This window comes from Streptomyces sp. NBC_01237, assembly GCF_035917275.1.
Taxonomy (GTDB): domain Bacteria; phylum Actinomycetota; class Actinomycetes; order Streptomycetales; family Streptomycetaceae; genus Streptomyces.
Genome location: NZ_CP108508.1, coordinates 1,539,068 through 1,563,956 on the forward strand (window position 1 = coordinate 1,539,068; position 24,889 = coordinate 1,563,956).

Annotated in this window: 22 protein-coding genes; 4 read left to right on the forward strand and 18 right to left on the reverse strand. The window is 70.6% G+C overall.

Annotated features, from left to right (window positions below; genetic code table 11):
- Positions 1 to 14: 14 nt before the first annotated feature.
- Entirely contained in the window at positions 15 to 701 is a 687-nt protein-coding gene (locus tag OG251_RS06755; protein ID WP_326676298.1) for an MBL fold metallo-hydrolase, read from the reverse strand.
- 148 nt (positions 702 to 849) lie between these two features.
- Here OG251_RS06755 and OG251_RS06760 point away from each other — a divergent pair, with 148 nt between their 5' ends.
- Entirely contained in the window at positions 850 to 1,641 is a 792-nt protein-coding gene (locus tag OG251_RS06760) for a peptidylprolyl isomerase (RefSeq protein ID WP_326676299.1), read from the forward strand.
- A gap of 204 nt (positions 1,642 to 1,845) precedes the next feature.
- Entirely contained in the window at positions 1,846 to 3,075 is a 1,230-nt protein-coding gene (locus tag OG251_RS06765; RefSeq protein ID WP_326676300.1) for a DUF349 domain-containing protein, read from the forward strand.
- A gap of 92 nt (positions 3,076 to 3,167) precedes the next feature.
- On the opposite strand, the gene OG251_RS06770 is transcribed toward OG251_RS06765, so the two are convergent.
- The 16 genes from OG251_RS06770 to pgsA form a co-directional block, all read right to left on the reverse strand.
- Positions 3,168 to 5,819 (reverse strand): RelA/SpoT family protein, encoded by a 2,652-nt coding sequence (locus OG251_RS06770; RefSeq protein WP_326676301.1) that lies wholly within the window; start codon positions 5,817 to 5,819, stop codon positions 3,168 to 3,170.
- A 194-nt stretch (positions 5,820 to 6,013) separates the two neighbouring features.
- Complete coding sequence (locus tag OG251_RS06775; protein ID WP_326676302.1) at positions 6,014 to 6,565, reverse strand: adenine phosphoribosyltransferase; 552 nt, start codon at positions 6,563 to 6,565, stop codon at positions 6,014 to 6,016.
- Positions 6,565 to 7,674: a protein translocase subunit SecF gene (gene secF, locus OG251_RS06780; RefSeq protein ID WP_326676303.1), complete on the reverse strand. Its 1,110-nt coding sequence runs from the start codon at positions 7,672 to 7,674 to the stop codon at positions 6,565 to 6,567. Before secF ends, OG251_RS06775 begins: the two co-directional genes overlap by 1 nt.
- A 1-nt stretch (position 7,675) precedes the next feature.
- A complete protein-coding gene (secD, locus tag OG251_RS06785) occupies positions 7,676 to 9,466 on the reverse strand; it encodes a protein translocase subunit SecD (protein ID WP_326676304.1) in 1,791 nt (596 codons plus the stop codon).
- A 146-nt stretch (positions 9,467 to 9,612) separates the two neighbouring features.
- Positions 9,613 to 10,113 (reverse strand): preprotein translocase subunit YajC, encoded by a 501-nt coding sequence (yajC, locus tag OG251_RS06790; protein ID WP_326676305.1) that lies wholly within the window; start codon positions 10,111 to 10,113, stop codon positions 9,613 to 9,615.
- A gap of 165 nt (positions 10,114 to 10,278) precedes the next feature.
- Positions 10,279 to 11,364 carry a Holliday junction branch migration DNA helicase RuvB gene (gene ruvB, locus OG251_RS06795; RefSeq protein WP_326676306.1) on the reverse strand — a complete coding sequence of 362 codons (1,086 nt, stop codon included), beginning with the start codon at positions 11,362 to 11,364 and terminating at the stop codon, positions 10,279 to 10,281.
- Between the two features lie 34 nt (positions 11,365 to 11,398).
- The gene (gene ruvA / locus OG251_RS06800) at positions 11,399 to 12,025 is read right to left on the reverse strand and encodes a Holliday junction branch migration protein RuvA (RefSeq protein ID WP_326676307.1); all 627 of its coding nucleotides are present in this window, start codon (positions 12,023 to 12,025) and stop codon (positions 11,399 to 11,401) included.
- Entirely contained in the window at positions 12,022 to 12,555 is a 534-nt protein-coding gene (gene ruvC, locus OG251_RS06805) for a crossover junction endodeoxyribonuclease RuvC (RefSeq protein WP_326676308.1), read from the reverse strand. The genes ruvA and ruvC overlap by 4 nt, the downstream gene beginning before the upstream one ends.
- 125 nt (positions 12,556 to 12,680) lie before the next feature.
- The gene (locus OG251_RS06810; protein WP_326676309.1) at positions 12,681 to 13,433 is read right to left on the reverse strand and encodes a YebC/PmpR family DNA-binding transcriptional regulator; all 753 of its coding nucleotides are present in this window, start codon (positions 13,431 to 13,433) and stop codon (positions 12,681 to 12,683) included.
- Positions 13,434 to 13,494: 61 nt separating this feature from the next.
- A complete protein-coding gene (gene pdxT / locus OG251_RS06815; protein WP_326676310.1) occupies positions 13,495 to 14,088 on the reverse strand; it encodes a pyridoxal 5'-phosphate synthase glutaminase subunit PdxT in 594 nt (197 codons plus the stop codon).
- Between the two features lie 6 nt (positions 14,089 to 14,094).
- Positions 14,095 to 15,015, reverse strand: a complete 921-nt coding sequence (gene pdxS, locus OG251_RS06820; protein ID WP_073729423.1) for a pyridoxal 5'-phosphate synthase lyase subunit PdxS — start codon at positions 15,013 to 15,015, stop codon at positions 14,095 to 14,097.
- 150 nt (positions 15,016 to 15,165) lie between these two features.
- Positions 15,166 to 15,711 carry a hypothetical protein gene (locus OG251_RS06825; protein WP_326676311.1) on the reverse strand — a complete coding sequence of 182 codons (546 nt, stop codon included), beginning with the start codon at positions 15,709 to 15,711 and terminating at the stop codon, positions 15,166 to 15,168.
- A gap of 304 nt (positions 15,712 to 16,015) precedes the next feature.
- Positions 16,016 to 16,870, reverse strand: coding sequence for a peptidoglycan DD-metalloendopeptidase family protein (locus tag OG251_RS06830; RefSeq protein ID WP_326676312.1), 855 nt, complete (start codon positions 16,868 to 16,870; stop codon positions 16,016 to 16,018).
- A gap of 137 nt (positions 16,871 to 17,007) precedes the next feature.
- Positions 17,008 to 18,168 carry a glycosyltransferase family 4 protein gene (locus tag OG251_RS06835; RefSeq protein ID WP_326676313.1) on the reverse strand — a complete coding sequence of 387 codons (1,161 nt, stop codon included), beginning with the start codon at positions 18,166 to 18,168 and terminating at the stop codon, positions 17,008 to 17,010.
- Positions 18,165 to 19,076: a phosphatidylinositol mannoside acyltransferase gene (locus OG251_RS06840; protein ID WP_326676314.1), complete on the reverse strand. Its 912-nt coding sequence runs from the start codon at positions 19,074 to 19,076 to the stop codon at positions 18,165 to 18,167. The genes OG251_RS06835 and OG251_RS06840 overlap by 4 nt, the downstream gene beginning before the upstream one ends.
- 8 nt (positions 19,077 to 19,084) lie before the next feature.
- The gene (gene pgsA / locus OG251_RS06845; RefSeq protein ID WP_326676315.1) at positions 19,085 to 19,765 is read right to left on the reverse strand and encodes a phosphatidylinositol phosphate synthase; all 681 of its coding nucleotides are present in this window, start codon (positions 19,763 to 19,765) and stop codon (positions 19,085 to 19,087) included.
- Between the two features lie 352 nt (positions 19,766 to 20,117).
- Here pgsA and OG251_RS06850 point away from each other — a divergent pair, with 352 nt between their 5' ends.
- Positions 20,118 to 22,346: an elongation factor G-like protein EF-G2 gene (locus tag OG251_RS06850; protein ID WP_326676316.1), complete on the forward strand. Its 2,229-nt coding sequence runs from the start codon at positions 20,118 to 20,120 to the stop codon at positions 22,344 to 22,346.
- A gap of 150 nt (positions 22,347 to 22,496) precedes the next feature.
- Entirely contained in the window at positions 22,497 to 24,167 is a 1,671-nt protein-coding gene (locus OG251_RS06855) for a hypothetical protein (protein ID WP_326681175.1), read from the forward strand.
- Positions 24,168 to 24,255: 88 nt separating this feature from the next.
- Here the strand turns inward: OG251_RS06855 and OG251_RS06860 are convergent, their stop codons facing one another.
- Entirely contained in the window at positions 24,256 to 24,831 is a 576-nt protein-coding gene (locus tag OG251_RS06860) for an HIT family protein (protein ID WP_326676317.1), read from the reverse strand.
- Between the last annotated feature and the right edge of the window lie 58 nt (positions 24,832 to 24,889).

Below are 24,889 nucleotides of genomic sequence, written 5' to 3' on the forward strand. Positions count from 1 at the left end.
AGAAACGTCTCTCGTCACATTCCTCGTCGCGGCGCGTCCATACCGTGCAGGTACGGATTGGAGACGCGCTCGCGGCCGATGGTCGTCTGGGGGCCGTGGCCGGACAGCACCACGGTCGAGTCGTCGAGCGGCAGGCACACACGGGCCAGCGACTCGAGCAGCTCGGCGTGGTCGCCACCGGGCAGGTCGGTGCGTCCGACGGAGCCGGCGAAGAGCAGGTCGCCCGAGAAGAGGACCGGCGGTACGTCCGCGGCCTCGGGCATCCTGAACGTCACCGACCCCTTCGTATGGCCGGGCGCATGCGAGACCCCGAGCTCCAGACCGGCCAGCCTCAGCAGCGCGCCGTCGGTCAGCTCCTTGACGTCGTCCGGCTCCCCCACGGTCAGCTCGCCCATGAGAGGCATCCCGATGGAGCGGCCGAGGGCCTTCTCCGGGTCGCTCATCATGTACCGGTCCTCCGGGTGGATCCAGGCGGGAACGTCATGGGCGCCGCAGACGGGGACGACCGAGGCGACATGGTCGATGTGGCCATGGGTGAGCACGACGGCGACGGGCTTGAGCCGATGCTTCTTCAGCGCTTCCTCGACGCCCTGGGCGGCCTGATGGCCCGGGTCGATGATCACGCACTCCTCGCCTGCGGCGGGGGCGACCAGGTAGCAATTGGTCCCCCAGGCCCCGGCGGGGAACCCGGCAATGAGCACGATCGTCCTTAATGTTCGTCCGGCGGAGGAGGCCGCGGCAAAGGGTGCGGCGGATCAGAGCCTACCGGCGCTCCTCATTCCACAGCTAACCCATATACGGTACGGGGCAACCCACGCCCGATGACACGACGTACAAGGAGATCAACCGGTGGTCAGCAGCGATCAGCGGCGGCGGCAGCTCGCCCGGGAGAAGTTCCAGCGGCAGCAGCAGCGCCGGGAGGAAGCCCGCAGCAGGACCAGGCGTCTCACCGTGATCATCGCCTCCGCGGTGGCCGTGGCCGCGGTGGTGGGTGTGGGTGCGTTCGTCGCGGCGGACAGGAGCGACGACAAGGACAAGAAGAACGACGCGGCCGCGAGCCAGAGCCCGTCCGCTTCGCCTTCCGAGAGCGAGAGCAAAGCTCCCGAGCCCGCGATGAAGATCGACAAAAAGGCGAAGTACACGATGTCGCTCAGGACGAGCCAGGGCGACATAGCGTTCACCATGGACGCGGCGAAGACCCCGCACACCACGAACTCGTTCAAGTCGCTCGCGGACAAGGGCTACTTCGACGGTACGAAGTGTCACCGGCTGACCACGCAGGGCATCTTCGTCCTGCAGTGCGGCGATCCCAAGGGCGACGGCACCGGCGGTCCCGGCTACACGATCGCGGACGAGAACCTGACCGCGCTCGGCAAGGCGGGCGCCGACGGCACCGTGACCTTCCCCGCCGGCACGGTGGCGATGGCCAACACCGGCCAGCCGCACACCGGCGGCAGCCAGTTCTTCCTGGTGTACAAGGAGACCAAACTCCCGCCCACCTACACCCCGTTCGGCACCATCGACAAGGCCGGCCTGAAGGCCGTCCAGAAGGTCGGCGAGGCCGGTGTCGAGGGTGGCGCCGGTGACGGTGCTCCGAAGAAGGCCGTGAGCATCGAGAAGGCGACCGTCGAGAAGGACTGACCGGGCCGGTACGGCGGGGTGCTCCCGGCCGCCGCCGCGGTCACCCGGGCGCACCGGAGAATTTCGGCCGCGCTGAGTGCGGACAGCCGGGCGGCCGGTCGCCTAGATTGGCGTTGTGCAGGGCGGGCGATGCCCGCCCCAGGAAACTGTGGACGATGCCCGGGGGGGCGAACCCCCTCGCAGGCATCAGGTGGAGGAGGCGCTGTGAGCAGCGACCCGTGGGGCCGTGTCGATGAGACCGGCACCGTGTACGTGCGTACAGCCGACGGCGAGCAGGTCGTCGGATCGTGGCAGGCCGGTTCCCCCGAGGAGGCCCTGGCCTACTTCGAGCGCAAGTACGACGGCATTGTGGTCGAGATCGGCCTCCTCGAACGGCGGGTGAAGACCACCGACCTTTCGGCCAAGGACGCGACGACCGCGATCGGCCATCTGCGGCAGCAGGTCGACGAGCATCACGCCGTCGGCGACCTCGACGCGCTCCGCAAGCGGCTGGACGCGCTCGTCGCGACGGTCGACTCGCGGCGCGAGGAGCGCAAGGTCCAGAAGGCGAAGCAGACCGACGAGGCCAAGCACGCCAAGGAGGCGCTCGTCGCCGAGGCCGAGGAGCTGGCGCAGAGCGAGCAGTGGCGGTCCGCCGGCGAGCGGCTGCGGGCGCTCGTGGACACGTGGAAGGGCCTGCCGCGGCTGGACCGCAAGTCGGACGACGAGCTGTGGCACCGCTTCTCGCATGCCCGTTCGGCGTTCTCCAAGCGCCGCAAGGCCCACTTCGCCTCGCTGGACGCCCAGCGCGAGGAGGCCCGCAAGGCCAAGGAGAAGCTGGTCACGGAGGCCGAGTCACTCTCCGGTTCCACGGACTGGGTCACCACGGCCGCCCGCTATCGCGATCTGATGACCGAGTGGAAGGCCGCGGGCCGCGCGCAGCGCGAGTCCGAGGACGAGCTGTGGAACCGCTTCCGCGGCGCCCAGGACGTCTTCTTCGCGGCCCGCAGCGAGGTGTTCGCCGAGCGGGACGCGGAGCAGGGCGAGAACCTGAAGCTGAAGGAGGAGCTCGCCGCCGAGGCCGAGAAGCTGGTGCCGGTGAAGGACCTGAAGGCGGCCAGGGCCGCTTTCCGGGCCATCAACGAGCGCTGGGAGGCCATCGGCCACGTACCGCGTGACGCCCGCCCGAAGGTCGAGGGCCGGATGCACACGGTGGAGCGGGCGCTCCAGGAGTCAGAGGAGTCCGAGTGGCGTCGGACGAACCCGGAGGCGCGGGCACGCGCCGCAGGTCTCACCGGTCAGCTCCAGGGTGCCGTGGACAAGCTGCGTACCCAGATCGACGCGGCGCGTGCCTCGGGCAACAACGCGCGGGCGGACAAGCTGGCCAAGGAGCTGGAGGGCCGCCAGGCGCTGCTGGACCAAGCGCTCAAGGGCCTGGAGGAGTTCGGCGGCTAGCACCACCTGCCGTTCGGTCCTGACATAAGGGAGGGGCCGCTGTACGTGACACGTACAGCGGCCCCTCCCTTATGCCGTGGCCCGGCCGCGGGCTACGGCCTGCGGGCCGAGGTGACCCGGTAGACGTCGTAGACGCCCTCCACGCCGCGTACCGCCTTCAGGACGTGCCCCAGGTGCTTGGGGTCGCCCATCTCGAAGGTGAAGCGCGAGGTGGCCACCCGGTCGCGGGAGGTCTGGACGGCCGCGGACAGGATGTTGACGTGCTGGTCGGACAGGACCCGGGTGACGTCGGAGAGCAGCCGGGAGCGGTCCAGCGCCTCGACCTGGATGGCGACCAGGAAGACCGAGGACTGGGTGGGGGCCCACTCGACTTCGAGGATGCGCTCCGGCTGCTGGGAGAGCGAGTCGACGTTGACGCAGTCGGCCCGGTGCACGGAGACGCCGCTGCCGCGGGTGACGAAGCCGATGATCGGGTCGCCGGGGACGGGTGTGCAGCAGCGGGCCAGCTTGACCCAGACGTCCTCGACGCCCTTGACCACGACGCCCGGGTCGGCGTTGGCACGGCGCTTGTTGCGGCCGCGGGAGGGCGGTGCGCTCTCGACGAGGTCCTCGTTGGCGGCGTCCTCGCCGCCCAGCGCCTGGACGAGCTTCTGCACGACGCCTGCGGCGGCGACATGGCCCTCGCCGATCGCCGCGTACAGGGACGAGATGTCCGGGTAGCGCATCTCGTGGGCGAGGGTGACCAGGGAGTCACCGGTGAGGATGCGCTGGATCGGCAGGTTCTGCTTGCGCATCGCGCGTGCGATGGAGTCCTTGCCCTGCTCGATCGCCTCGTCGCGGCGCTCCTTGGAGAACCAGGCGCGGATCTTGTTGCGGGCACGTGGCGACTTGACGAAGCCCAGCCAGTCCCGCGACGGACCGGCACCGGCCGCCTTGGAGGTGAAGACCTCGACCAGATCACCGTTGTCCAGCGTCGATTCGAGCGGTACGAGCCGCCCGTTGACCCGTGCTCCTATGGTCCGGTGGCCGACCTCCGTATGGACGGCGTACGCGAAGTCGACGGGCGTCGCACCCGCGGGGAGCGCTATGACGTCGCCCTTGGGCGTGAAGACGAAGACCTCGTTGCGGGAGAGGTCGAAGCGCAGGGACTCCAGGAACTCGCTGGGGTCCTCGGTCTCCTTCTGCCAGTCCAGGAGCTGGCGCAGCCAGGCCATGTCGTTGACGGTGTCCTGGCCGCGTCCGGTGTTCTTGGGGACGTCGGTACGCACCTTGGAGGCGCCGGCGACGGCCTCCTGCTTGTACTTCCAGTGCGCGGCGATGCCGTACTCGGCGCGGCGGTGCATGTCGAACGTACGGATCTGGAGTTCGACGGGCTTGCCGCTGGGGCCGATCACCGTGGTGTGCAGCGACTGGTACATGTTGAACTTGGGCATCGCGATGTAGTCCTTGAACCGCCCCGGTACCGGATTCCACCGGGCGTGGACGGTGCCGAGCGCCGCGTAGCAGTCGCGGACGGTGTCGACGAGGACGCGGATGCCCACCAGGTCGTAGATCTCGGCGAAGTCCCGGCCTCGCACGATCATCTTCTGGTAGACGCTGTAGTAGTGCTTCGGCCGGCCGGTGACGGTGGCCTTGATGCGGGCGGCGCGCAGGTCGGACTGGACCTCGTCGGTCACTATGGCGAGGTATTCGTCGCGCTTGGGGGCCCGCTCGGCGACGAGGCGGACGATCTCGTCGTACATCTTCGGGTAGAGGATCGCGAAGGCGAGGTCCTCCAGCTCCCACTTGATGGTGTTCATGCCCAGGCGGTGGGCCAGGGGTGCGTAGATCTCCAGCGTCTCGCGGGCCTTCTTCTCCTGCTTCTCCCGCTTGAGGTAACGCATGGTGCGCATGTTGTGCAGCCGGTCGGCCAGCTTGATGACGAGGACCCGGGGGTCCTTGGCCATGGCGACGACCATCTTGCGTACGGTCTCGGCCTGCGCGGCCTCACCGAACTTGACCTTGTCCAGCTTGGTGACCCCGTCGACGAGCAGGGCGACCTGGTCGCCGAAGTCGCGGCGCAGGGTGTCCAGGCCGTACTCGGTGTCCTCGACGGTGTCGTGCAGCAGACCCGCCATCAGGGTGGCCGGATCCATGCCCAGCTCGGCCAGGATGGTCGTCACGGCCAGCGGGTGCGTGATGTAGGGGTCGCCGCTCTTGCGTTTCTGGCCCCGGTGCCAGCGCTCGGCGACCTGGTACGCCTGCTCGATCTGGCGCAGCGTGGCGGTCTCGATCTTGGGGTCGTTGCCGCGGACGGTGCGCAGCAGAGGTTCGAGCACCGGGTTGTACGGGCTGGAGCGCTGCACACCCAGTCGGGCAAGCCGGGCCCGGACGCGGTTGGAGGAGCCGCCGGAGCGGGCCACCGGACCGGTCGGCGCCGGGGACTTCGCGGCGGGCCGGGCAGGGGCCTTGGGAGCGGGCTCGGCGGGGGCCGCCGCCGCGGGCTTCACGGGGGCGGGGCGCTCGGGGGCGGGCCCGGCCGGAGCGGTCGGCTTCGCGGGCTCACCGGGCTCACCGGGCTCACCGGGCTCACCGGGCTCACCGGGCTTCGCTGAGGCGGCAGCCGGGGCCTGCGCAGATCCGCCCGCGCCCTCGCGCGGCGCGGGCTTCGGCGCTCCCGAGGGCTGGGCCTTCTCGGGCGTGGCGGGTTCCGTCCCGGGCTTGTCGGGCTGCGGGGCGGCGACTGGCTGGGCCTCGTCTGGCAAGAGCGCTCCTCGTGCGGATCCGGGCTACCCGGAAGGCCCATGGTATCGACCCCCCGGCCGGACCTCGCCCGGGGACGCCGGGAGCCCTGACAACGCGGGACGGGCACCCGGTGTTCCCGGGTGCCCGTCCTGTGTGCGTGTCCTGCGCGCGTCCGCTGTGCGCGGTCGGCCGCGCGGTCGCCGGTGTGCGGCGCTCAGACGGTGATCAGTGCCTCCAGCGGCGCGCCCCGCAGCGCGGGCTCCAGCCGGGCCCGGCCCGGGAGGAAACCGAGCTCCATCAGGACCGAGACGCCCACGACCTGAGCACCGGCCCGCCGGATCAGCTCCAGCGAGGCTTCGGCGGTGCCGCCGGTGGCGAGGACGTCGTCGATGACCATGATGCGGTCGTCGGCGGTGAGGTCCTCCGCGTGGATCTCGATCTCCGCGCTGCCGTACTCCAGCTCGTAGGACTGGCGGAGCGTGGCTCCGGGCAGCTTCCCGGCCTTGCGGACGGGTACGAAGCCGAGCCCGGCCCGGACCGCGACCGGCGCGGCCAGGATGAAGCCGCGCGCCTCCAGGCCGACGATCTTCGTGGCGCCGTGCCGGACGGACAGCTCCGCGAGGGCGTCGGTGAGTGCCGTGAAGGCCACCGGGTCCGCGAGCAGCGGAGTGATGTCCTTGAACATCACCCCCGGCTTCGGGTAGTCCGCCACATCGCGGATCCTGCTGAGCAGCAGCTCACGGGTGGATTCGGTGGTGCTGGTCATCAGCGCTTCCCGGGAGTCCGGCCGTGGCCCCTGGGCTGCCTGCGCTGGCCCACCACGGCACCCGCCGTCTCGGCGTCCTCGGGGAAGGCGTCCTGCGGCTGGTCGTCGTGCTCGTCCTCCGCGGACTCGCCCCGTGCGGCGGCCGCCGCACGCTTGGCGAGGATCCGCTTCTTCAGCGCCTTCATCTGCGGATCGCGTTCCTTGAGGTCGGCGACGAGCGGAGTGGCGATGAAGATCGAGGAGTACGCACCGGCGGCGAGACCGACGAACAGCGACAGCGAGATGTCGTTCAGCATGCCGGCGCCGAGGACACCGCCACCAATGAACAGCAGGCCCGCGACCGGCAGCAGTGCCACGACCGTGGTGTTGATGGAACGGACCAGCGTGCTGTTGATCGACCGGTTGGCGATCTCGCTGTAGGTGAAGCGGGTCTGCTTGGTGATCCCCTTCTGGCCCTCCTTGAGGCTGTCGAAGACGACGACCGTGTCGTAGAGGGAGTAACCGAGGATGGTCAGCAGACCGATCACGGTGCCGGGGGTGACCTCGAAGCCGACCAGGGCGTAGACACCGACCGTGATGGTGATGTCGTGGATCAGGGCGACGAGGGCGGCGATGGCCATCCGCCACTCGAAGGCGATGGCCAGGTAGACCACCACGAGGACCATGAAGATCCCGAGGCCGGTCCATGCCTTGTTGGCGATCTGCTCACCCCAGCTGGGGCCGACCAGGTCCGCGTTGATCTTCTCCGCCGGGACCCCGAGGTCCTTGGAGAGCTGCGTCTTGATCGCGTCGGCCTTGGCCGTGTCGACCTCGGTGATCTGGATGCGCAGACCGCCGTTGCCGAGCTCCTGCACGATCGCCTCGTGGCCGGACGCCTCCACCGCGGCCTCGTGGGCCTGGGAGGTCGAGATCTTGGCCTTGACGTCGGTCGTGAAGACCGCGCCGCCCTTGAACTCGATGCCCATGTTGAGGCCACCGACCGCCAGGCCGATGATGGCCGTGATGGTGATCAGTATCGAGACGCCGTACCAGATCTTGCGCTTGCCGATGAAGTCGTAACCGACCTCGCCGCGGTAGAGCCGGGCGCCGAGATTGCCGAGTCGCGACATCTCACGCCTCCTTCGGGTCGGTGGAACCGCTGGCACGGCGCGAGCGGCGGAGCGGCGGCTTGGCGCCGAGCCGCTTCGGGTCCAGCCCGGACCAGGAGTTGCCGCTGGAGAAGAACTTCGTCCGGCCCATCAGCGTCATGACGGGCTTGGTGAAGAGGAACACCACGACGACGTCGAGCAGCGTGGTCAGGCCGAGCGTGAACGCGAAGCCCTGGACCTTGCCGACGGTGACCACGAAGAGCACCGCGGCGGCGAGGAACGACACGAAGTCGGAGACCAGAATGGTGCGCCGGGCGCGCGGCCAGGCACGTTCGATCGCCGGGCGGAGCGTGCGGCCCTCGCGGATCTCGTCACGGACACGTTCGAAGTACACGATGAACGAGTCCGCTGTGATACCGATCGCCACGATGGCGCCGCACACCGCGGGCAGGTTCAGCGCGAAGCCGATGGCCGGGCCGAGCAGAGCCATGATCGTGTACGTCAGGATGCCGGAGACCAGGAGGCTGAGGAGCGCGATGAACGCGAGCCCGCGGTAGTAGGCCACCAGGTAGATGACGACGAGCGCGAGACCGATGGCACCGGCGATCAGACCCGCCTGGAGCTGCTCGCCACCGAGGGCGGCGGTCACGGTGGTGACGCTCGCCTCCTCGAAGGTGAGCGGGAGGGCGCCGTACGACAGGATGTTGCCGAGGTCCTCGGCGGACTGCTGGTCGAAGCTGCCGGAGATCTGGGCGTTCGCGCTGAGCGCCGTCCGCACGGAGGGCGCGGAGACGACCTCACCGTCGAGGACGATCGCGAACTGGTTCATCGGCGGCTGCTGCTGCGAGAGCCGCGAGGTGATCGTCTTGAACTTCTTGGCGCCGCCGGAGGTGAACTCCATCGACACGATCCACTCGCCGGTGGTCTGGTCGATCGCACCCTGGGCGTCGCTGACGTCACTGCCGGAGACCTCGGCCGGGCCGAGCACGTACTTCTCGTACTGGCCGGGGGTGTTCGAGCCACAGGCGACGATGGAGTCGGTGGGCTTCGCGTCCTTGCCCGCGGCAGCGCGCTGCTTCGGGTCGGTGCAGTCGAGCTTGGCGAACTCTTCCTGGAGCTTGGCCGTCGCGGGGTCGACCGGCGGCGTGGACGCGTCGGGCGACGTGGACGACTTCGGCTTCGAGGTGTCCGAGGCGCCCGGGGTGGGGTCCTTCTTCAGGGCGCCGGTGACCGCGCGCCCCTGGGTGGTGGCACTCGCCGCCGGGGAGTCGGGCGAGGTGGCCTTGTCACCGGTGGCCTTGTCGCCCTTGTCCTTGTCCCCGGCCTTGGCGGACTCCTCGGCGCTCGGCGTGGCGCCGTCCGAGGGCTTCTCGCTGCCCGAAGGCGTCGGCTCCCCGGGGCCGCTGGCCGCGACGGTCAGAACGGGCCGGAAGTAGAGCTGGGCGGTGGTACCGACCTGCTCCCGGGCCTGCTCGGAGTTCGTCCCCTTGGGGATGTTGACGATGATGTTCTTCGCGCCCTGGGTCTGGACCTCGGCCTCGGAGACACCCAGACCGTTGACCCGCCGCTCGATAATGCCGACCGCGGTGTTCATATTGGTCGGATTGATCGCGTTCGGCTTGCCGGGCTGCGTCTTCGCCTCAAGCGTGATCGACGTCCCGCCCGCCAGGTCGATACCCAGCCGGGGCGTGGTGTGACCGGACAGGAACATCCCGCCGGTGAGCGCGACCATGGCGATCAGGATCAGAACCAGGGCACGCCCCGGCCTGCTCTGACCACCGGCCGGCCCGCGGCCCTTCTTCGGTGCTGCCACCTTCTCGTTTCTCCCTGTCCAACCGCCCCGCGCCGGGTACGCGCCCGAGCGGCCACGAAGTGTTGTGGGGACCTGCCCCCGCAGAAAACCGCACGGTCCGGGGGACGCCGCACGCCTGTGGGCATGCGGCGTCCCCGAATCGTGAACTACTTCGCGCCGGCCTCGCCGTCGGTCTTGCCGTCGTCCTTGGCGTCCTTGGCCGCGACGTCCTTGGCGACGGAGTCCGTCGTCCCGGCGTCCTCGTCCTCGGCCTTCTTGCCCAGGTCGATCTTCGCGACGTCCGAGCCGTCCGCGGCGTCGTCGCCCTCGCCGGTGAGCGAGGAGGCGTCGTCGGGCACGACCGCGCCGTCGACGTTCAGGTCGTCCTCGCCGTGGACGATGCGGTTGTACTCCTCGTCGTCGAGGACGGCACCGATCGAGTTCTTGGCGTAGACGGCGTGGACGCCCGGCGCGACCTCGAGGAGGACCGTGTCGTCGTGAAGCTCCTTGACGGTGGCGTACATGCCCCCGATCGTCCGGACGCCGGTGCCGGGCTGCATGTCGTTACGCATCTGCGCGGCCGCCGCCTGCTTCTTCTTGGCGGACCGGGTCATCAGGAACATGGCCCCGATGAGCACGATGAAGGGGAGGAGAGTCACGGGATTCACGGGACGGGTTTCCTTCGCACGACCGCGCTGGAATGCGGCCTGTATATACGGGGGTGGGTACACCGACCTGTAAGGGCGGCATCGGCGGAGTCTAAGCGAGTCCGCATCGATGGAACAACGCCCAGCATGGCACCGGGGTTCCGGTAAGGGTCAACCTGTGACGCATCACGCCCCGAAGAGACCCTGTTGTCCCTTTCCGCCGTGCTGCGGAGGTACGAGCCCGAGGTGGGCCCAGGCCGCCGGGGTGGCGACCCGGCCGCGCGGGGTTCTGGCCAGCAGTCCTTCCCGTACGAGGAAGGGCTCGGCGACCTCCTCGACCGTCTCGCGCTCCTCCCCCACGGCGACCGCGAGGGTGGACAGGCCGACCGGGCCGCCGCCGAAAAGTTTCAGCAGGGCGCCGAGCACCGCACGGTCCAGCCGGTCGAGGCCGCGGGCGTCAACCTCGTACACCTTGAGCGCCGCGGCGGCGATGTCCCGGTCGACCGTGCCGTCGGCCTTCACCTGGGCGTAGTCCCGGACCCGGCGCAGCAGCCGGTTGGCGATACGGGGGGTGCCCCGGGAGCGTCCGGCGATCTCGGCGGCGCCCTCCACGTCGATGCCGACGTCCAGCAGCCGGGCGGAGCGGTGGATGACGCGCTCCAGCTCGGCGGGGGCGTAGAACTCCATGTGCCCGGTGAAGCCGAAGCGGTCGCGCAGCGGGGGCGGCAGGAGTCCGGCCCTGGTGGTGGCGCCGACCAGGGTGAAGGGCGGCAGCTCCAGCGGGATGGCGGTGGCCCCCGGGCCCTTGCCGACGATGACGTCGACCCGGAAGTCCTCCATCGCCATGTAGAGCATCTCCTCGGCGGGCCGCGACATCCGGTGGATCTCGTCGAGGAAGAGCACCTCGCCCTCCTGGAGGGAGGAGAGGATCGCGGCGAGGTCGCCCGCGTGCTGGATGGCGGGCCCCGAGGTGATCCTGATCGGGGCGTTCATCTCCGCTGCGATGATCATGGACAGGGTGGTCTTGCCGAGGCCGGGGGCGCCGGAGAGCAGCACATGGTCGGCGGTGGCGCCGCGGGCGCGGGCCGCCTTGAGGACCAGGTCGAGCTGTTCGCGCACCTTCTCCTGGCCGACGAACTCGTCCAGGTCCTTCGGGCGCAGGGCCGCTTCGACCGCGGTGTCCTCACCGTCCGCGCCGGCATCGACCAGCCGGTCGTCGAACTCCCCCACCGGCCGTTCGTCGGTGTCGGGTCCGGTCTCGTCCCAGTTCATTCGGTCAGTCCCGCCTCGGGTGTTTCGGTGCCGGTCAGCGTGCGCGGTTGAGGGTCTGCAGAGCGGCGCGCAGCAGCTGCGGCACGGGGGGCTGAGCGCCCTCGGCGAGGGCGGCTTCGGCCTGCGGGGCGACGGCGGAGACCGCCTCGTCGGCCTCCCGGGTCGCGTATCCCAGTCCGATCAGCGCGGCCTGGAGCTGATCGCGCCAGCCGGAGGTGACGGCGGTGCCGATGCCCTGCTGGCCGATATGGGCGCCCGTGGGTTCACCGAGCCGGTCCTTGAGCTCCAGCAGGAGCTTCTGGGCGCCCTTCTTCCCGATGCCGGAGACCGCCGTGAGTGCCTTCTCGTCGCCGGTGGAGACGGCCAGCCGCAGCGCGTCCGGGCTGTGGGTGGCGAGCATGGCCTGGGCCAGGCGGGGGCCGACGCCGCTGGCGCTCTGGAGCAGCTCGAAGACCCGGCGCTCGTCGTCGTCGGCGAAGCCGTAGAGCGTGAGCGAGTCCTCCCGTACGACGAGGGAGGTGGCGAGCCTGGCCTCCTTGCCGACGCGGAGAGGGGCCAGGGTGTTCGGGGTGCACTGGACGGCCATGCCGATTCCGCCGACCTCGATCACGGCCGTGGCCGGGGCGAGGGCGGCCACCGGGCCGGAGACGAAGGCGATCATGCGGTACGGCCTTTCAGCGTGCGATGGGCGGCGACGGCCTGCTGAAGCCGGTTCTGCGCGGGCGCGCGCCAGATGTGGCAGATGGCGAGGGCGAGGGCGTCCGCGGCGTCCGCGGGCTTGGGCGGGGCGTCCAGCCGGAGCAGCCGGGTCACCATGGCGCCGACCTGGGCCTTGTCCGCGCGCCCCGAGCCGGTGACGGCGGCCTTGACCTCGCTGGGGGTGTGCAGGGCGACCGGGATGCCGCGCCGGGAGGCGCAGAGCATGGCGACCGCGCTGGCCTGGGCGGTGCCCATCACCGTACGGACGTTGTGCTGGGCGAAGACCCGTTCCACGGCGACGTACTGGGGGCGGTGCTCGTCGAGCCACTGCTCGATGCCCTGCTCGATGGCGACCAGGCGCTGTCCCAGCTCGGCGTCGGATGGGGTGCGCACGACGCCGACGCCGATCATCGTCAGGGGGCGGCCCGCGACCCCTTCGACGACGCCGACACCGCACCGGGTCAGCCCCGGGTCCACGCCGAGTACCCGCATGGAGCCCCCCTGTCCTCACCGCTCGGTCAACTGTTCTGGCAGGCTATCGGCTCGCACTGACAATGCGACGGGCCGACGGGGTGTGTCCCCGTCGGCCCGTCCGCGGAAGCCGCTCCGATCGCGCCTCAGGCGTCGACCTTCTCCATGACCTCGTCGGACACGTCGAAGTTGGCGAAGACGTTCTGCACGTCGTCGCTGTCCTCCAGCGCGTCGATGAGCTTGAAGATCTTGCGCGCGCCCTCCTCGTCGAGGTCGACCTGCATGGTGGGCAGGAAGTTGGCCTCGGCCGAGTCGTAGTCGATGCCGGCCTCCTGGAGCGCGGTACGGACCGCGACCATGTCGGTGGCCTCGCTGACGACCTCGAAGGTGTCACCGAGGTCGTTGACCTCCTCGGCGCCCGCGTCGAGCACCGCACCGAGGACGTCGTCCTCGGTCAGTTCGCCCTTGGGGACGATGACGACGCCCTTGCGGTTGAAGAGGTACGAGACGGAACCCGGGTCGGCCATCGAGCCGCCGTTGCGGGTCATCGCGACACGTACGTCGGACGCGGCACGGTTGCGGTTGTCGGTGAGGCACTCGATGAGCACCGCGACACCGTTGGGACCGTAGCCCTCGTACATGATCGTCTCGTAGTCGGCGCCGCCCGCTTCGAGACCGCCACCGCGCTTGACCGCGGAGTCGATGTTCTTGTTGGGGACGGAGCTCTTCTTCGCCTTCTGGATGGCGTCGACGAGCGTCGGGTTGCCTTCGGGGTCCACGCCGCCGGAACGCGCCGCGACCTCGATGTTCTTGATCAGCTTCGCGAAGAGCTTGCCGCGCTTGGCGTCAATCACGGCCTTCTTGTGCTTCGTCGTAGCCCATTTAGAGTGGCCGGACATCTGCCTTCTCCTTCGCGTCACCAAAATCGATCCGAACCCGAGAGATCCTACCGGGATCCGGTCAGCCGACTGCGCGCACCATGTCGACGAACAGTGCGTGAACCCGGTGGTCCCCGGTCAGTTCGGGGTGGAACGACGTGGCCAGGGCGTTTCCCTGCCGTACCGCGACAATATGGCCGCCGTGCTCGGCGATGACGTCGGCCGCCGCCCCCACGGATTCGACCCAGGGGGCCCGGATGAAGACGCCCTCGACCGGGCCGCCGTCGATGCCGTCGACCTCGACCGCGGCCTCGAACGACTCGTTCTGCCGTCCGAAGGCGTTGCGGCGCACGATCATGTCGATGCCGCCGACGGTCTCCTGGCCCGAGCGCGGGTCGAGGATCTTGTCGGCGAGCAGGATCATTCCGGCGCAGGTGCCGTAGACCGGCATCCCGGCCCGTACCCGCTCGCGCAGGGGTTCCAGCATGCCGAACAGGACGGCGAGCTTGGACATGGTGGTGGATTCGCCGCCGGGTATGACGAGGCCGTCGACCTCGGCGAGCTCTTCGGGGCGCCGGACCGGCCTGGCCAGGGCATCGGCCGAGGCCAGGGCGATCAGGTGCTCCCGTACGTCGCCCTGGAGAGCCAGGACTCCGATCACAGGGGATGGGCTCATCTGTGGTTACCAGCCGCGGTTCGCGTAGCGCTCGGCCTCGGGCAGCGTGTCGCAGTTGATGCCGACCATGGCCTCGCCCAGGTTGCGGGAGGCGTCCGCGATGACCTTCGGGTCGTCGTAGAAGGTGGTGGCCTTCACGATCGCGGCGGCGCGCTTGGCGGGGTCGCCGGACTTGAAGATGCCGGAGCCGACGAAGACGCCCTCGGCCCCGAGCTGGCGCATCAGCGCGGCGTCGGCGGGGGTGGCCACGCCACCGGCGGAGAACAGGACGACGGGCAGCTTGCCGAGCTCGGCGACCTCCCTGACCAGCTCGTACGGGGCACGGAGCTCCTTGGCGGCGGCGTACAGCTCGTTGTTGTCGTAGCCGCGCAGCCGGGCGATCTCGTTCTTGATCTGGCGCAGGTGGCGGACGGCCTCGACGACGTTGCCGGTGCCGGCCTCGCCCTTCGAGCGGATCATGGCCGCGCCCTCGGCGATGCGGCGCAGGGCCTCGCCCAGGTTGGTGGCGCCGCAGACGAAGGGGGTGGTGAAGGCGAACTTGTCGCTGTGGTTGACCTCGTCGGCCGGGGTGAGGACCTCGGACTCGTCGATGTAGTCGACGCCGAGGGACTGCAGGACCTGCGCCTCGACGAAGTGGCCGATGCGGGACTTGGCCATCACGGGGATGGAGACGGCCGCGATGATCTCTTCGATCATGTTCGGGTCGGACATCCGGGCCACGCCGCCGTCCTTGCGGATGTCGGCGGGCACCCGCTCCAGAGCCATGACGGCCACGGCGCCGGCGTCCTCGGCGATCTTCGCCTGCTCGGCGTCGACGACGTCCATGATCACGCCGCCCTTGAGCTGCTCGGCCATGCCGCGCTTGACGCGTGCGGTGCCGGTGGCCGGGGACTCGGTGGACTGCGGGGTGCTGGGAAGCGTGGACACGGGACCTCACTCGGTGGAAAGACGCTCGGGATTCTGCACGACCGAGCAAACGCTCCGGGACCAGTCCACAGCAAGGGCCAATGGACAGGCCGTGGATCGTTTTCCCCGGGACGGTCCTGAGGGAGTACGGCCCCGTCGGCGCTCCGGGCGTCAGGTTCCGGGGCGGTCCGCGAGTGCCACCGGCGGCGCGTCGTCCATCTCGAAGGCGAGCGGGAAGGGTGCGTGCCCGGCCAGCCGGAACAGCCGCACCGTGCGATGCCTGCGCAGGGCGCGGGCCGCCCGCACCGCGTCGTTGTGGAAGCGCCGGGCCATCGGGACCCGGCGCACTGACGCGGCCAGTTCGGTGGCCGCCTCCTCGCCGCCGGGGATCTCCTTCACGGCCTCGACCTGGGCCGGCTCGCCGAAGACGGCCCGCAGCGCCGTGCTCAGTTCGCTCTCGGCGACCTCGCGGTGGTCCTCCTCTGCCTGCCGTGCGGCGTGTGCGGCCTCGTACAGGACGATCGACGCGGCGGGGTCGAGGACGCCCGAGGTGGCCAGCTCCTGGGTGACCGAGGCGCGGCGCAGCAGTTGGGCGTCGAGCGCGGCGCGGGCCGCGTCGATCCGCGCGTGCAGCCGGTCGAGCCGTCCGGCGGTCCAGCTGAGGTACAGGCCGATCGCGAAGAGCGCGACGGCGATCCAGATGAGGGTTTCGGTCACGGGCGCAAAGGCTACCGTCGGGCGGGCCGCGCCCCGCGCTCCGGGCGCTCTCCGGCGGACGGGCGGCCCGTGCGGGAGCCCCGCCCCGCCGGGCGGCGGGGCGGAAGCGCACGGGCCGTCGGCCGGAGCGGAAGCGCACGGGCAGCGGGCGGAACCGCAAGGGAGCCGGAAGGAACCGGACGGGAAGCCACAGTGGACCGGGGCACGGCCGGGAACAGAACGGAAGCGGACCGGCACAGCCCGGAAACCGGCCGGCACGGCCCCGCACGCCCCGTCGTGACAGCCGTCGTACGGAACTCCCGTGTCAGTCCCAGCGGTCCTGGTTGAGGAAGCGGGCCACGCCGCGCCAGGAATTGGGTCCCATCTCGCCGTCGATCGGACCGGTGTAGCCGTGGGCGGCGGCGAGGCGCTGGAGGGCCGCCCAGGTGTGGGGGCCGGGCTCGCCGTCGATGGGGCCGGTGTAGCCGTAGTGGTCACGCAGGTTGCGCTGGAGGGCCGCGTACGTGTTCACACCGGGGTCGCCGTCGACCGGTCCGGTGTAGCCGGACTCGATGGAGAGCCACCGCTGGGCCCGCTGCCAGAAGATGGTGCCGGGCTCGCCGTCCTGTTCGGTGCTGGTCTTGGGCAGCCCGCCGCCGGAGCCGCCGCCGAGGTAGACCAGCGGATCGATCCGGACGCCGTTCGGATCGATCATGTGCCAGTGCAGGTGGGGGCCGGTGGACGAGCCCGAGCCGGGGTCGCCCGGCCGGCCGCCGGAGAGCCCGACGACACCGCCGGTGCCGACGGAGGCACCATCGGCGAGGAGGAACTGCGACAGATGCATGTACTGCGTGCGGTACCCGTTGTCGTGGTGGATCGTGACGGTGTGTCCGCCGGTGCCGTTGTTCGGGATGTTGCTGATGGTGCCGCCGCCCGCGGCGGGCAGCCGGGTGCCGACGCCCATCCCGTAGTCGATGCCGCCCAGCGAACCGTCGTTGAGGTGGTCCTGCCAGCTACCGGTGATCGGGTATCCCCCGAACGGGTTATAGAAGGAGACGGCGTACGCGCTGCGGGCGCCGAACAGTCCGGCGCCCGCGGTGATTCCTATGGCCGCGGCCGTACCGCGCAGCAGCGTTCTCCTGGTGGGTCGGCGGTCGGGATCGCCCTGTGGCCCGGTCATGTGGTGTCTCCTTGGGGGGAAGAGTCGAGAACTGGGCTTTGTCATGCCCACACCCAAAGAGTCCATGCGCCCCGGGCCGCCGGGGAACCCCCGAGGGGAGAACCGGCAACACGGAACCGGCAACACCCCGCAACCGCTCAGTCCCGGGCCAGCCCCAGTCGTGCCCGCAGCCCCGTCCGTTCGTCCGCCGCCACCGACGCGGCGCCGTCCGTCACCGTCTCGTAGACCGCGAGGATGTCCGCCCCCACCGTCGACCAGTCGAAGCGCCGCACATGGTCGCTGCCCCGCTCGCGCAGCTCCGCACGCCGCTCCGGGTCGCCGAGCAGCCGGATCGCCGCCCCGGCCAGCGCGTCGGCGTCCTCGTTGGTGAACAGTTCCCCCGCCGCGCCCTGGTCCAGTACCTGCGCGAAGGCGTCCAGATCGCTCGCCAGCACCGGCGCGCCCGCGGACAGCGCCTCGACCAGGATGATGCCGAAGCTCTCGCCGCCCGTGTTCGGCGCGACGTACACGTCGACACTGCGCAGCAGCCGTGCCTTGTCCTCGTCGCTCACCATGCCGAGGAACTCGACCCGCTCGCGCATCTGCGCGGGCAGCGAGGCCACCGCCTCCTCCTCGTCACCGCGTCCCGCGACCAGCAGCCTGGTCTCCGGGCGGGCGGCGAGGATCGCGGGCAGCGCCCTCATCAGGACCGGCAGGCCCTTGCGGGGCTCGTCGATCCGGCCGATGAAGCCGATCGTGCCGCCCTGCCACTCGGACCTGGGCTCGGCCTTCGCGAAGAACCCCACGTCGACCCCGTTGGGAATCACCACGGCGTCGCCCCCGAGATGCTCCACCAGGGTCCGGCGCGCGTACTCGCTCACCGCGATCCGCGCACTGATCTTCTCCAGCGCGGGCTGGAGGATCGGATACGCGGCGATCATCGCCCGGGACCGCGGATTGGACGTGTGGAACGTGGCGACGATCGGCCCCTGCGCTGCCCAGCAGGCCAGCAGGCCCAGCGAGGGCGAGGTCGGCTCATGGATGTGGATCACGTCGAAGGTTCCGTCGTGCAGCCAGCGGCGCACCCGCGCGGCCGACAGGAAACCGAAGTTCAGCCGGGCGACCGAGCCGTTGTAGGGCACGGGAACGGCCCGCCCCGCCGACACCACGTACGGCGGCAGCGGGGTCTCGTCGTCGGCGGGCGCCAGGACGGAGACCTCGTGGCCCAGGCGGATCAGATGCTCGGCCAGGTCCCGGATGTGGAACTGCACACCACCGGGTACGTCCCAGGAGTACGGGCAGACGATGCCGATCTTCACGGCTGTTCCCCCCGGGGGTCCAGGTCGTCGAGCCAGAGCCGCTGCAGCATGTGCCAGTCCTGCGGGTGCTCGGCGATACCGATGGCGAAGGCATCGGCCAGCGCCTGGGTCATCACGGACGTCATCTCGGTGCGGCTGCCGCTCGTCGGCACCTCGACCGGCGGGTGTATCCGCGCCTTCATCACCGGCGTCCCGTCGTACGCGAGGGTGACCGGCAGCAGCAGCGCACCGGTCTGCTGGGCCAGCAGGGCCGGACCCGCGGGCATCCGCGCGGCGGCGCCGAAGAACGTCACCTCGACCCCCGAGGCCGACAGATCGCGGTCGGCGACCAGACAGACCAGACCGCCCGCGCGCAGCCGCCGGGCCAGCGTGCCGAAGGCCGCCCCGCCGTTGTGCGGCAGGACCTCCATGCCGAGGCCCTGGCGGTAGGCCACGAACCGGTCGTACAGCGTCTCGGGCTTGAGCCGCTCGGCGACCGTCGTGAACGGCACCTTGAGGTCGGTGGTGACCCAGGCGCCCGCGAGGTCCCAGTTGCCCAGGTGCGGCAGCGCCAGAATCACCCCGCGCCCGGCGTCCAGGCCCTCGGTCAGCCGGTGGGCGTCCGTGACGTCGATGCTGTCCTTGATCCGCTGCGGACTCCAGGTCGGCAGCCGGAACGACTCCATCCAGTAGCGCATGTACGAGCGCATACCGGCCTTGGAGAGGGCGGCGAGACGGGCCGGGCTCGCGTCCGGCACCACGCGTGCCAGGTTCGACTCCAGCCGCAGGACGCTCTTGCCGCGCCGCTTCCACACCCGGTCCGCGATGGTGCGGAACAGCGCCTCGGCGGCGGGTTCGGGCAGCTTCTTGACCGCGCCCCAGCCGAGCCCGTACAGGCCGTCGGTCAGCCGTCCCCTCAGATCGGACACGGTGCCGCTCACTGCGCGGCCTCGCTCCCCCGCGCCGCCGGTCCGGCGGCGGCGGCCGCCGCGTCCGCCTCGGCGGATTCACGGCGTACGGTCACCACGCGCTGGATCAGCGTCACGAGGCTGCCCGCGGCGACGATCCACAGCGCGATCGGCAGCAGGATGTCGATCCCGGGCACACCGAACGTGTGCAGACCGGCCAGACCGGCCGCGACCAGCGAGATCACCAGCCGCTCGGCTCGCTCCACCAGGCCGTTCACCGCGACCGGCAGCCCGATCGACTCACCACGTGCCTTCGTGTACGAGACCACCTGGCCGCTGGCCAGGCAGAAGATCGCGACGGCGCACAGCACGTTGTCGTCACCGCTGCCCGCGTACCAGAGGGCGAACCCGGCGAAGATGGCACCGTCGGCGACCCGGTCGAGTGTCGAGTCGAGGAACGCGCCCCACCGGCTGGAGATCCCGGCCTGCCGCGCCATATTGCCGTCGACGAGGTCGGAGAACACGAAGATCGTGATGACGATCGTGCCCCAGAAGAACTCTCCCATCGGGAAAAAGACCAGCGCACCTGCCATCACTCCGGCCGTGCCGATGAGAGTGACCGCGTCGGGGCTGACACCCAGACGGAGCAGCAGAGCGGCGAACGGCGTGAGGACACGCGTAAAAAATGCACGCGCGTACTTGTTCAGCATGGCCTTCCCGAGGGTTCGGTTGGCCGAGCGGCCCCTTCGGCCACCGGCTGGCCCATCGTAGTCACGACGCGCGCGGTCCACCGGACGGGCACCCGTCCCCGGGGGTGTCTTCGTCACGCGCTGTCGACCGCCCACGACGGATGCACGACATATGGACGCGACCGGGCCGGAGTGGAAAGCTCGGAAGACGGACCGCCCCGCGGCAGGGAGCGCGCTCACCGTCATGGAGCGGCCCACCGACACCGCGGGCGTCGCCGAAGCCGCCGCGGCGGCTCCCCCGTGCCCGTGACCCTCTCCCCCCCTCGCGCAGGTGCTCCCTTCGCACCGCGCACCCGACCGGGAGGCACGCACCATGGGCACCACGTCACACGCACACCCCGGAGCCGCCGGCAGGGCACCGGCGGCCGGCCATCCCTCCTCCCTGCGGAATGTGGTGCTGGTCGGCCCCAGCGGATCGGGCAAGACCACCCTGGTCGAGGCCCTGGCCCTGACCGCGGGCGCGGTCAACCGGGCCGGCCGGGTCGAGGACGGCGCGACGGTCTCCGACTACGACGAGACGGAACAGCGCCGCCGGCGGTCCGTACAGCTCTCCCTGGTTCCCGTGGAATGGAACGGCTGCAAGATCAATCTGCTGGACACCCCCGGCTACGCGGACTTCGTCGGGGAACTCAGGGCCGGCCTGCGGGCGGCGGACGCGGCCCTCTTCGTCGTCTCGGCCGCACAGGAGGCGGAAGCCGTCGCCGCGACCACCCGCGCCGTGTGGGAGGAGTGCGCCCTGGTCGGCATGGCCCGGGCGATCGTCGTCACCCACCTCGACACCGCCCGTACCTCCTTCGACGAGATGACCCGGGTCTGCGCGGAGATCTTCGGCGGCGACGACCCCGACGCCGTGCTCCCGCTGTATCTGCCGGTCCAGGGACCCGAGGGCCCGGACGGTCATGCCCCGCTCACCGGTCTCACCGGACTGCTCACCCAGCGGGTCCTCGACTACTCCTCCGGCGAGCGGAATGAGATGCCGCCCCCGGACGACCGGCGCGAGGGGCTCCTCGCGGCCCGCGACCGGCTGATCGAGGGGATCATCGCCGAGAGCGAGGACGAGACACTGATGGACCGCTATCTCGACGGCGGCGACATCAGCACCCGGACCCTCCTCGACGACCTCGAACGCGCCGTCGCGCGCGGCACCTTCCACCCCGTGCTCACCGCCGCCCCCGCGGCCGAGGGCGCCCGCCAGGGCATCGGCACCGTCGAACTCCTGGAACTGATCACCGCGGGCTTCCCCACCCCCCTGGAGCGCACGCTCCCCACCGTCACCACCCCCGGGGGCGCCCCCCGCCCCGCCCCCGGCTGCGATCCCGGAGGGCCACTGGTCGCCGAGGTCGTCAAGACGTCCTCCGACCCGTACGTGGGCCGGGTCTCCCTCGTCCGTGTCTTCTCCGGCACCCTGCGCGCCGACGACACCGTGCACCTGTGTGGTCATGGCCTCACCGACCCCGCCCACGAGCCGCGCCCCTGCCACGACGCGGAGGTCCGTGCCGGCGCGCTCTCCTCCCCGTTCGGCAAACAGCAGCGCACCCTGGACCGGTGCGTCGCGGGCGACCTCGCCTGTGTCGCCAGGCTCGGCCGCGCCGAGACGGGTGACACCCTCTCCGCCGTGGACGATCCGGTCCTGATGGAACCCTGGTCGATGCCCGATCCGCTGCTCCCGCTCGCCGTCCGGGCCCATGGCAAGGCCGACGAGGACAAGCTGTCGCAGAGCCTGGCCCGGCTGGTCGCCGAGGACCCCACCCTGCGCCTCGAACAGAACCCGGACACCCAGCAGGTCGTCCTGTGGTGCCTGGGCGAGGCCCACCGGGACGTCGCCCTGGAACGCCTGCGCGGCCGGTTCGGCGTCCAGGTCGACGCCGTACCGCACCTGGTCCCGCTGCGCGAGACGTTCGCGGGCCCCGCGTCGGGGCTCGGCCGGCACGTCAAACAGTCCGGCGGTCACGGCCAGTACGCCGTCTGCGAGATCGAGGTCGAGCCGCTGCCCCCCGGCACCGGCATCGAGTTCGTCGACAGGGTGGTCGGCGGAGCGGTGCCCCGCCAGTTCATCGCGGCCGTCGAGAAGGGCGTCCGGGCCCAGGCCGCTCGTGGGATCGTCGCCGGGCACCCGCTCGTCGACCTGCGCGTCACCCTGCGCGACGGCAAGGCCCACTCGGTGGACTCCTCCGACGCCGCCTTCCAGACCGCGGGCGCGCAGGCCCTGCGCGAGGCCGCCGCTGACACCCGCATCCAGATCCTGGAACCCGTCGCCGAGGTCCGGGTGCTGATCCCCGACGACTGTGTGGGACCCGTGATGAGCGATCTGTCGGGACGGCGCGGCCGGGTGGTCGGCACCGAGCAGAATCCGGGCGGACGCACCCTCGTGCGGGCCGAGGTGCCGGAGATCGAAATCGGCAGGTACGCCGTCGACCTGCGGTCCCTGTCGCACGGCACCGGCCGCTTCGACCGCTCGTACGCCCGGCACGAGGCGATGCCGCACCAGCTCGCCGCACGCATCCGGGACGAGCGGAAGAACGGCGCGGCGACGGGTGGCTGACGGGGTGTCGCAATCACCGCCCGCCCGGACACCGGGACCGGGCGGTGTCGCGATCCGGACGATACTCTGTGGTCGCAGCTCAGAAGGTATGCCGCGTACGGTAGTTGGGCACACCCGCAGGAGCAGACCGTGCGGCGAGTGGGGGCGACAGTGGCCAACGACGGATTCGACTTTTCACCCGGAGCGCAGATTCCGCTGCAGGGATCGGGCGGGCAGGCGGTGGCGACCAACGCCCTGGCCTCCGCCGCCTACCGCGACAGCCCGGTGGAGAAGATCCTCGAAGCCAACAGCGAGTGGCACAAGTCGGAAGTGAAGCCGGGCTCCTCCAAGCTCTTCAAGTCCGACTATTTCAAGCCGAATCTTGGCGAGGCATTCGCCCGTGCCGTCCAGGAAAGGACGCTCGGCGGCGCCCGCGGCGCACTCATCCAGTCGTTCGGGACCGACCCTCAGACGGTGGTCGAGCACTGCCTCTCCGCGAGTGGTCTGCGCAAGGAGCGGGACACCCGGCTGACCCTGGTCACCACGGTGTTCGGCATCCTCTTCCTGCCCGGAATGCTGCTGTGGGTGCTGGTCTTCCGGGGGCGCGACGCCCTCAACAAGTCCAAGGACAAGGTGTTCCGGTCCGTGGGCACCGCCCTGCTGTTCGTCTTCGGCATCGGCGCCCTGATCCTGCTGATCAAGCTCCCGCTGAACGGGTTCCTGGCGCTCTATCTGCGCGGGACGATCATCGCGCCGGTCATCGGCTGGTTCATCGCGAAGCGGATCGCGGAGGCGTCCGCCAAGGACCTGCGGGCCCGCTGGGACGGCCTGCTCTCCGGTGCCGGAGTCATCGCCAAGATCCCCGAGGCCGCACCGAAGAACCCGAACGAGACCGCCCGTGAAGCCCTGCGCCAGGGCCTGGAGAAGCTGTCCGCCGAACAGCAGTCCAACTCGGTCTTCTACGCCGGCCCCAAGGGCGTCCTCGGGATGGGCACCCGCTGGGGCAGCTGGCAGCTCGCGGAGGAACTGGTCTCCAAGGACCCCACCAAGGAGATCCACCAGTTCCGCAGCTGGGACCTGATCCGGATCATCCACGACCAGCTGAAGATGCTGGAGCGCGGCCCGCTGAACACCGGCGGCTTCCCCACCCCGTCCGTCAAGCACTGGATCGTGTCGCCCGTCGGCGAGAACGCCGGGTCGGTCTCCCGCCCCGCCGGCGAGGACGTCGCCACCTTCCAGATCAAACCGCACGAGATACAGCGGATCTGCAACCACCAGCAGTTCGGCAGCGGTGACCGGCACTACCTGGGCGTCCAGTTCACCCTCTGGGACGGCCAGCTCGTGATCACGATGATGGTCACCGTCACCGTGCTCCACGAGACCCTGCGCATCGAGGTCACCGGGCACGCGCTCGGCCCGGTCCACGGGCTCTTCCTCTCCAAGCCGGAGGAGAAGTCCAGGACGGTCAACAAGACCGTCAGGTTCTGGGAGACCCGCAAGATCCAGCTGCCGCTCGTCGACGCGCACGAGGTGGTCCGGCTCGCGCTGCGCGCCCCCCTCACCTGGTACCCGCCGCTCCTGGACTACCTCGGCGGCAAGCTGGTCCTCCCGGAACCCTTCGGACTGCGCCACGCCTGGGCGGCCAAGCCGTGGAACCACCGCTTCATGGCGGACGACGCGATGCGCGCCGCCACCCCCGTCCTGCGCGCCGTGCACTCGGCGGCGATGCGGGTCCTCACGGAGAACGGCGTCGACACCGAGCGCTTCGACAACCGCTCGATGATGCTCAGCGGCCTCGTGCAGGACCCGGCGCCGAGGAAGGCCGACGTGTACGACGCGTAGGCCCCGTGCGTACGGATGCGGTGCGCCCCGGCGATCCGGCCGGGGCGCACCGCATCCGTACGACGTGCGGGTGGTACGACGGCGCGGATCAGCCGGCCGGCAGCTCTCCGTCGGGCCAGGCGGCGGCCAGCATCGTCCGGGTGTCACCCAGCAGCTGCGGCAGCACCTTGGTGTGGCCGACCACCGGCATGAAGTTGGTGTCCCCGCCCCAGCGCGGCACCAGATGCTGATGCAGATGCGCGGCGATGCCCGCCCCCGCCACGTCCCCCTGGTTCATCCCGATGTTGAACCCGTGCGCCCCGGACGCCGCGCGCAGCGCGATCATCGCCCGCTTGGTGAAGTCGGCCAGCTCGGCGGTCTCCGGACCGTCCAGCTCCGTGTAGTCGGCCACGTGCCGGTAGGGCACGACCATCAGATGGCCGCCGTTGTACGGATAGAGGTTGAGCACGGCGTAGACGTGCTCACCGCGTGCGACGATGAGCCCGTCCTCGTCCGATTTGAGCGGGATCACACAGAACGGACAGCCGTCCCCGGCCCCCGGACCGCTCGGCTTGTTCTCACCCTGGATGTACGCCATCCGATGGGGCGTCCACAGGCGCTGGAACGCGTCGGGCGTTCCCACTCCGATCTGCTGCTCCGGCTCACTCGTCATGCCGATCAGCATATTGCTTCACCCCCGCCGTGCGTGTCGCCGGGGCCACCCCGGCCGGCGCCCCGCGAGG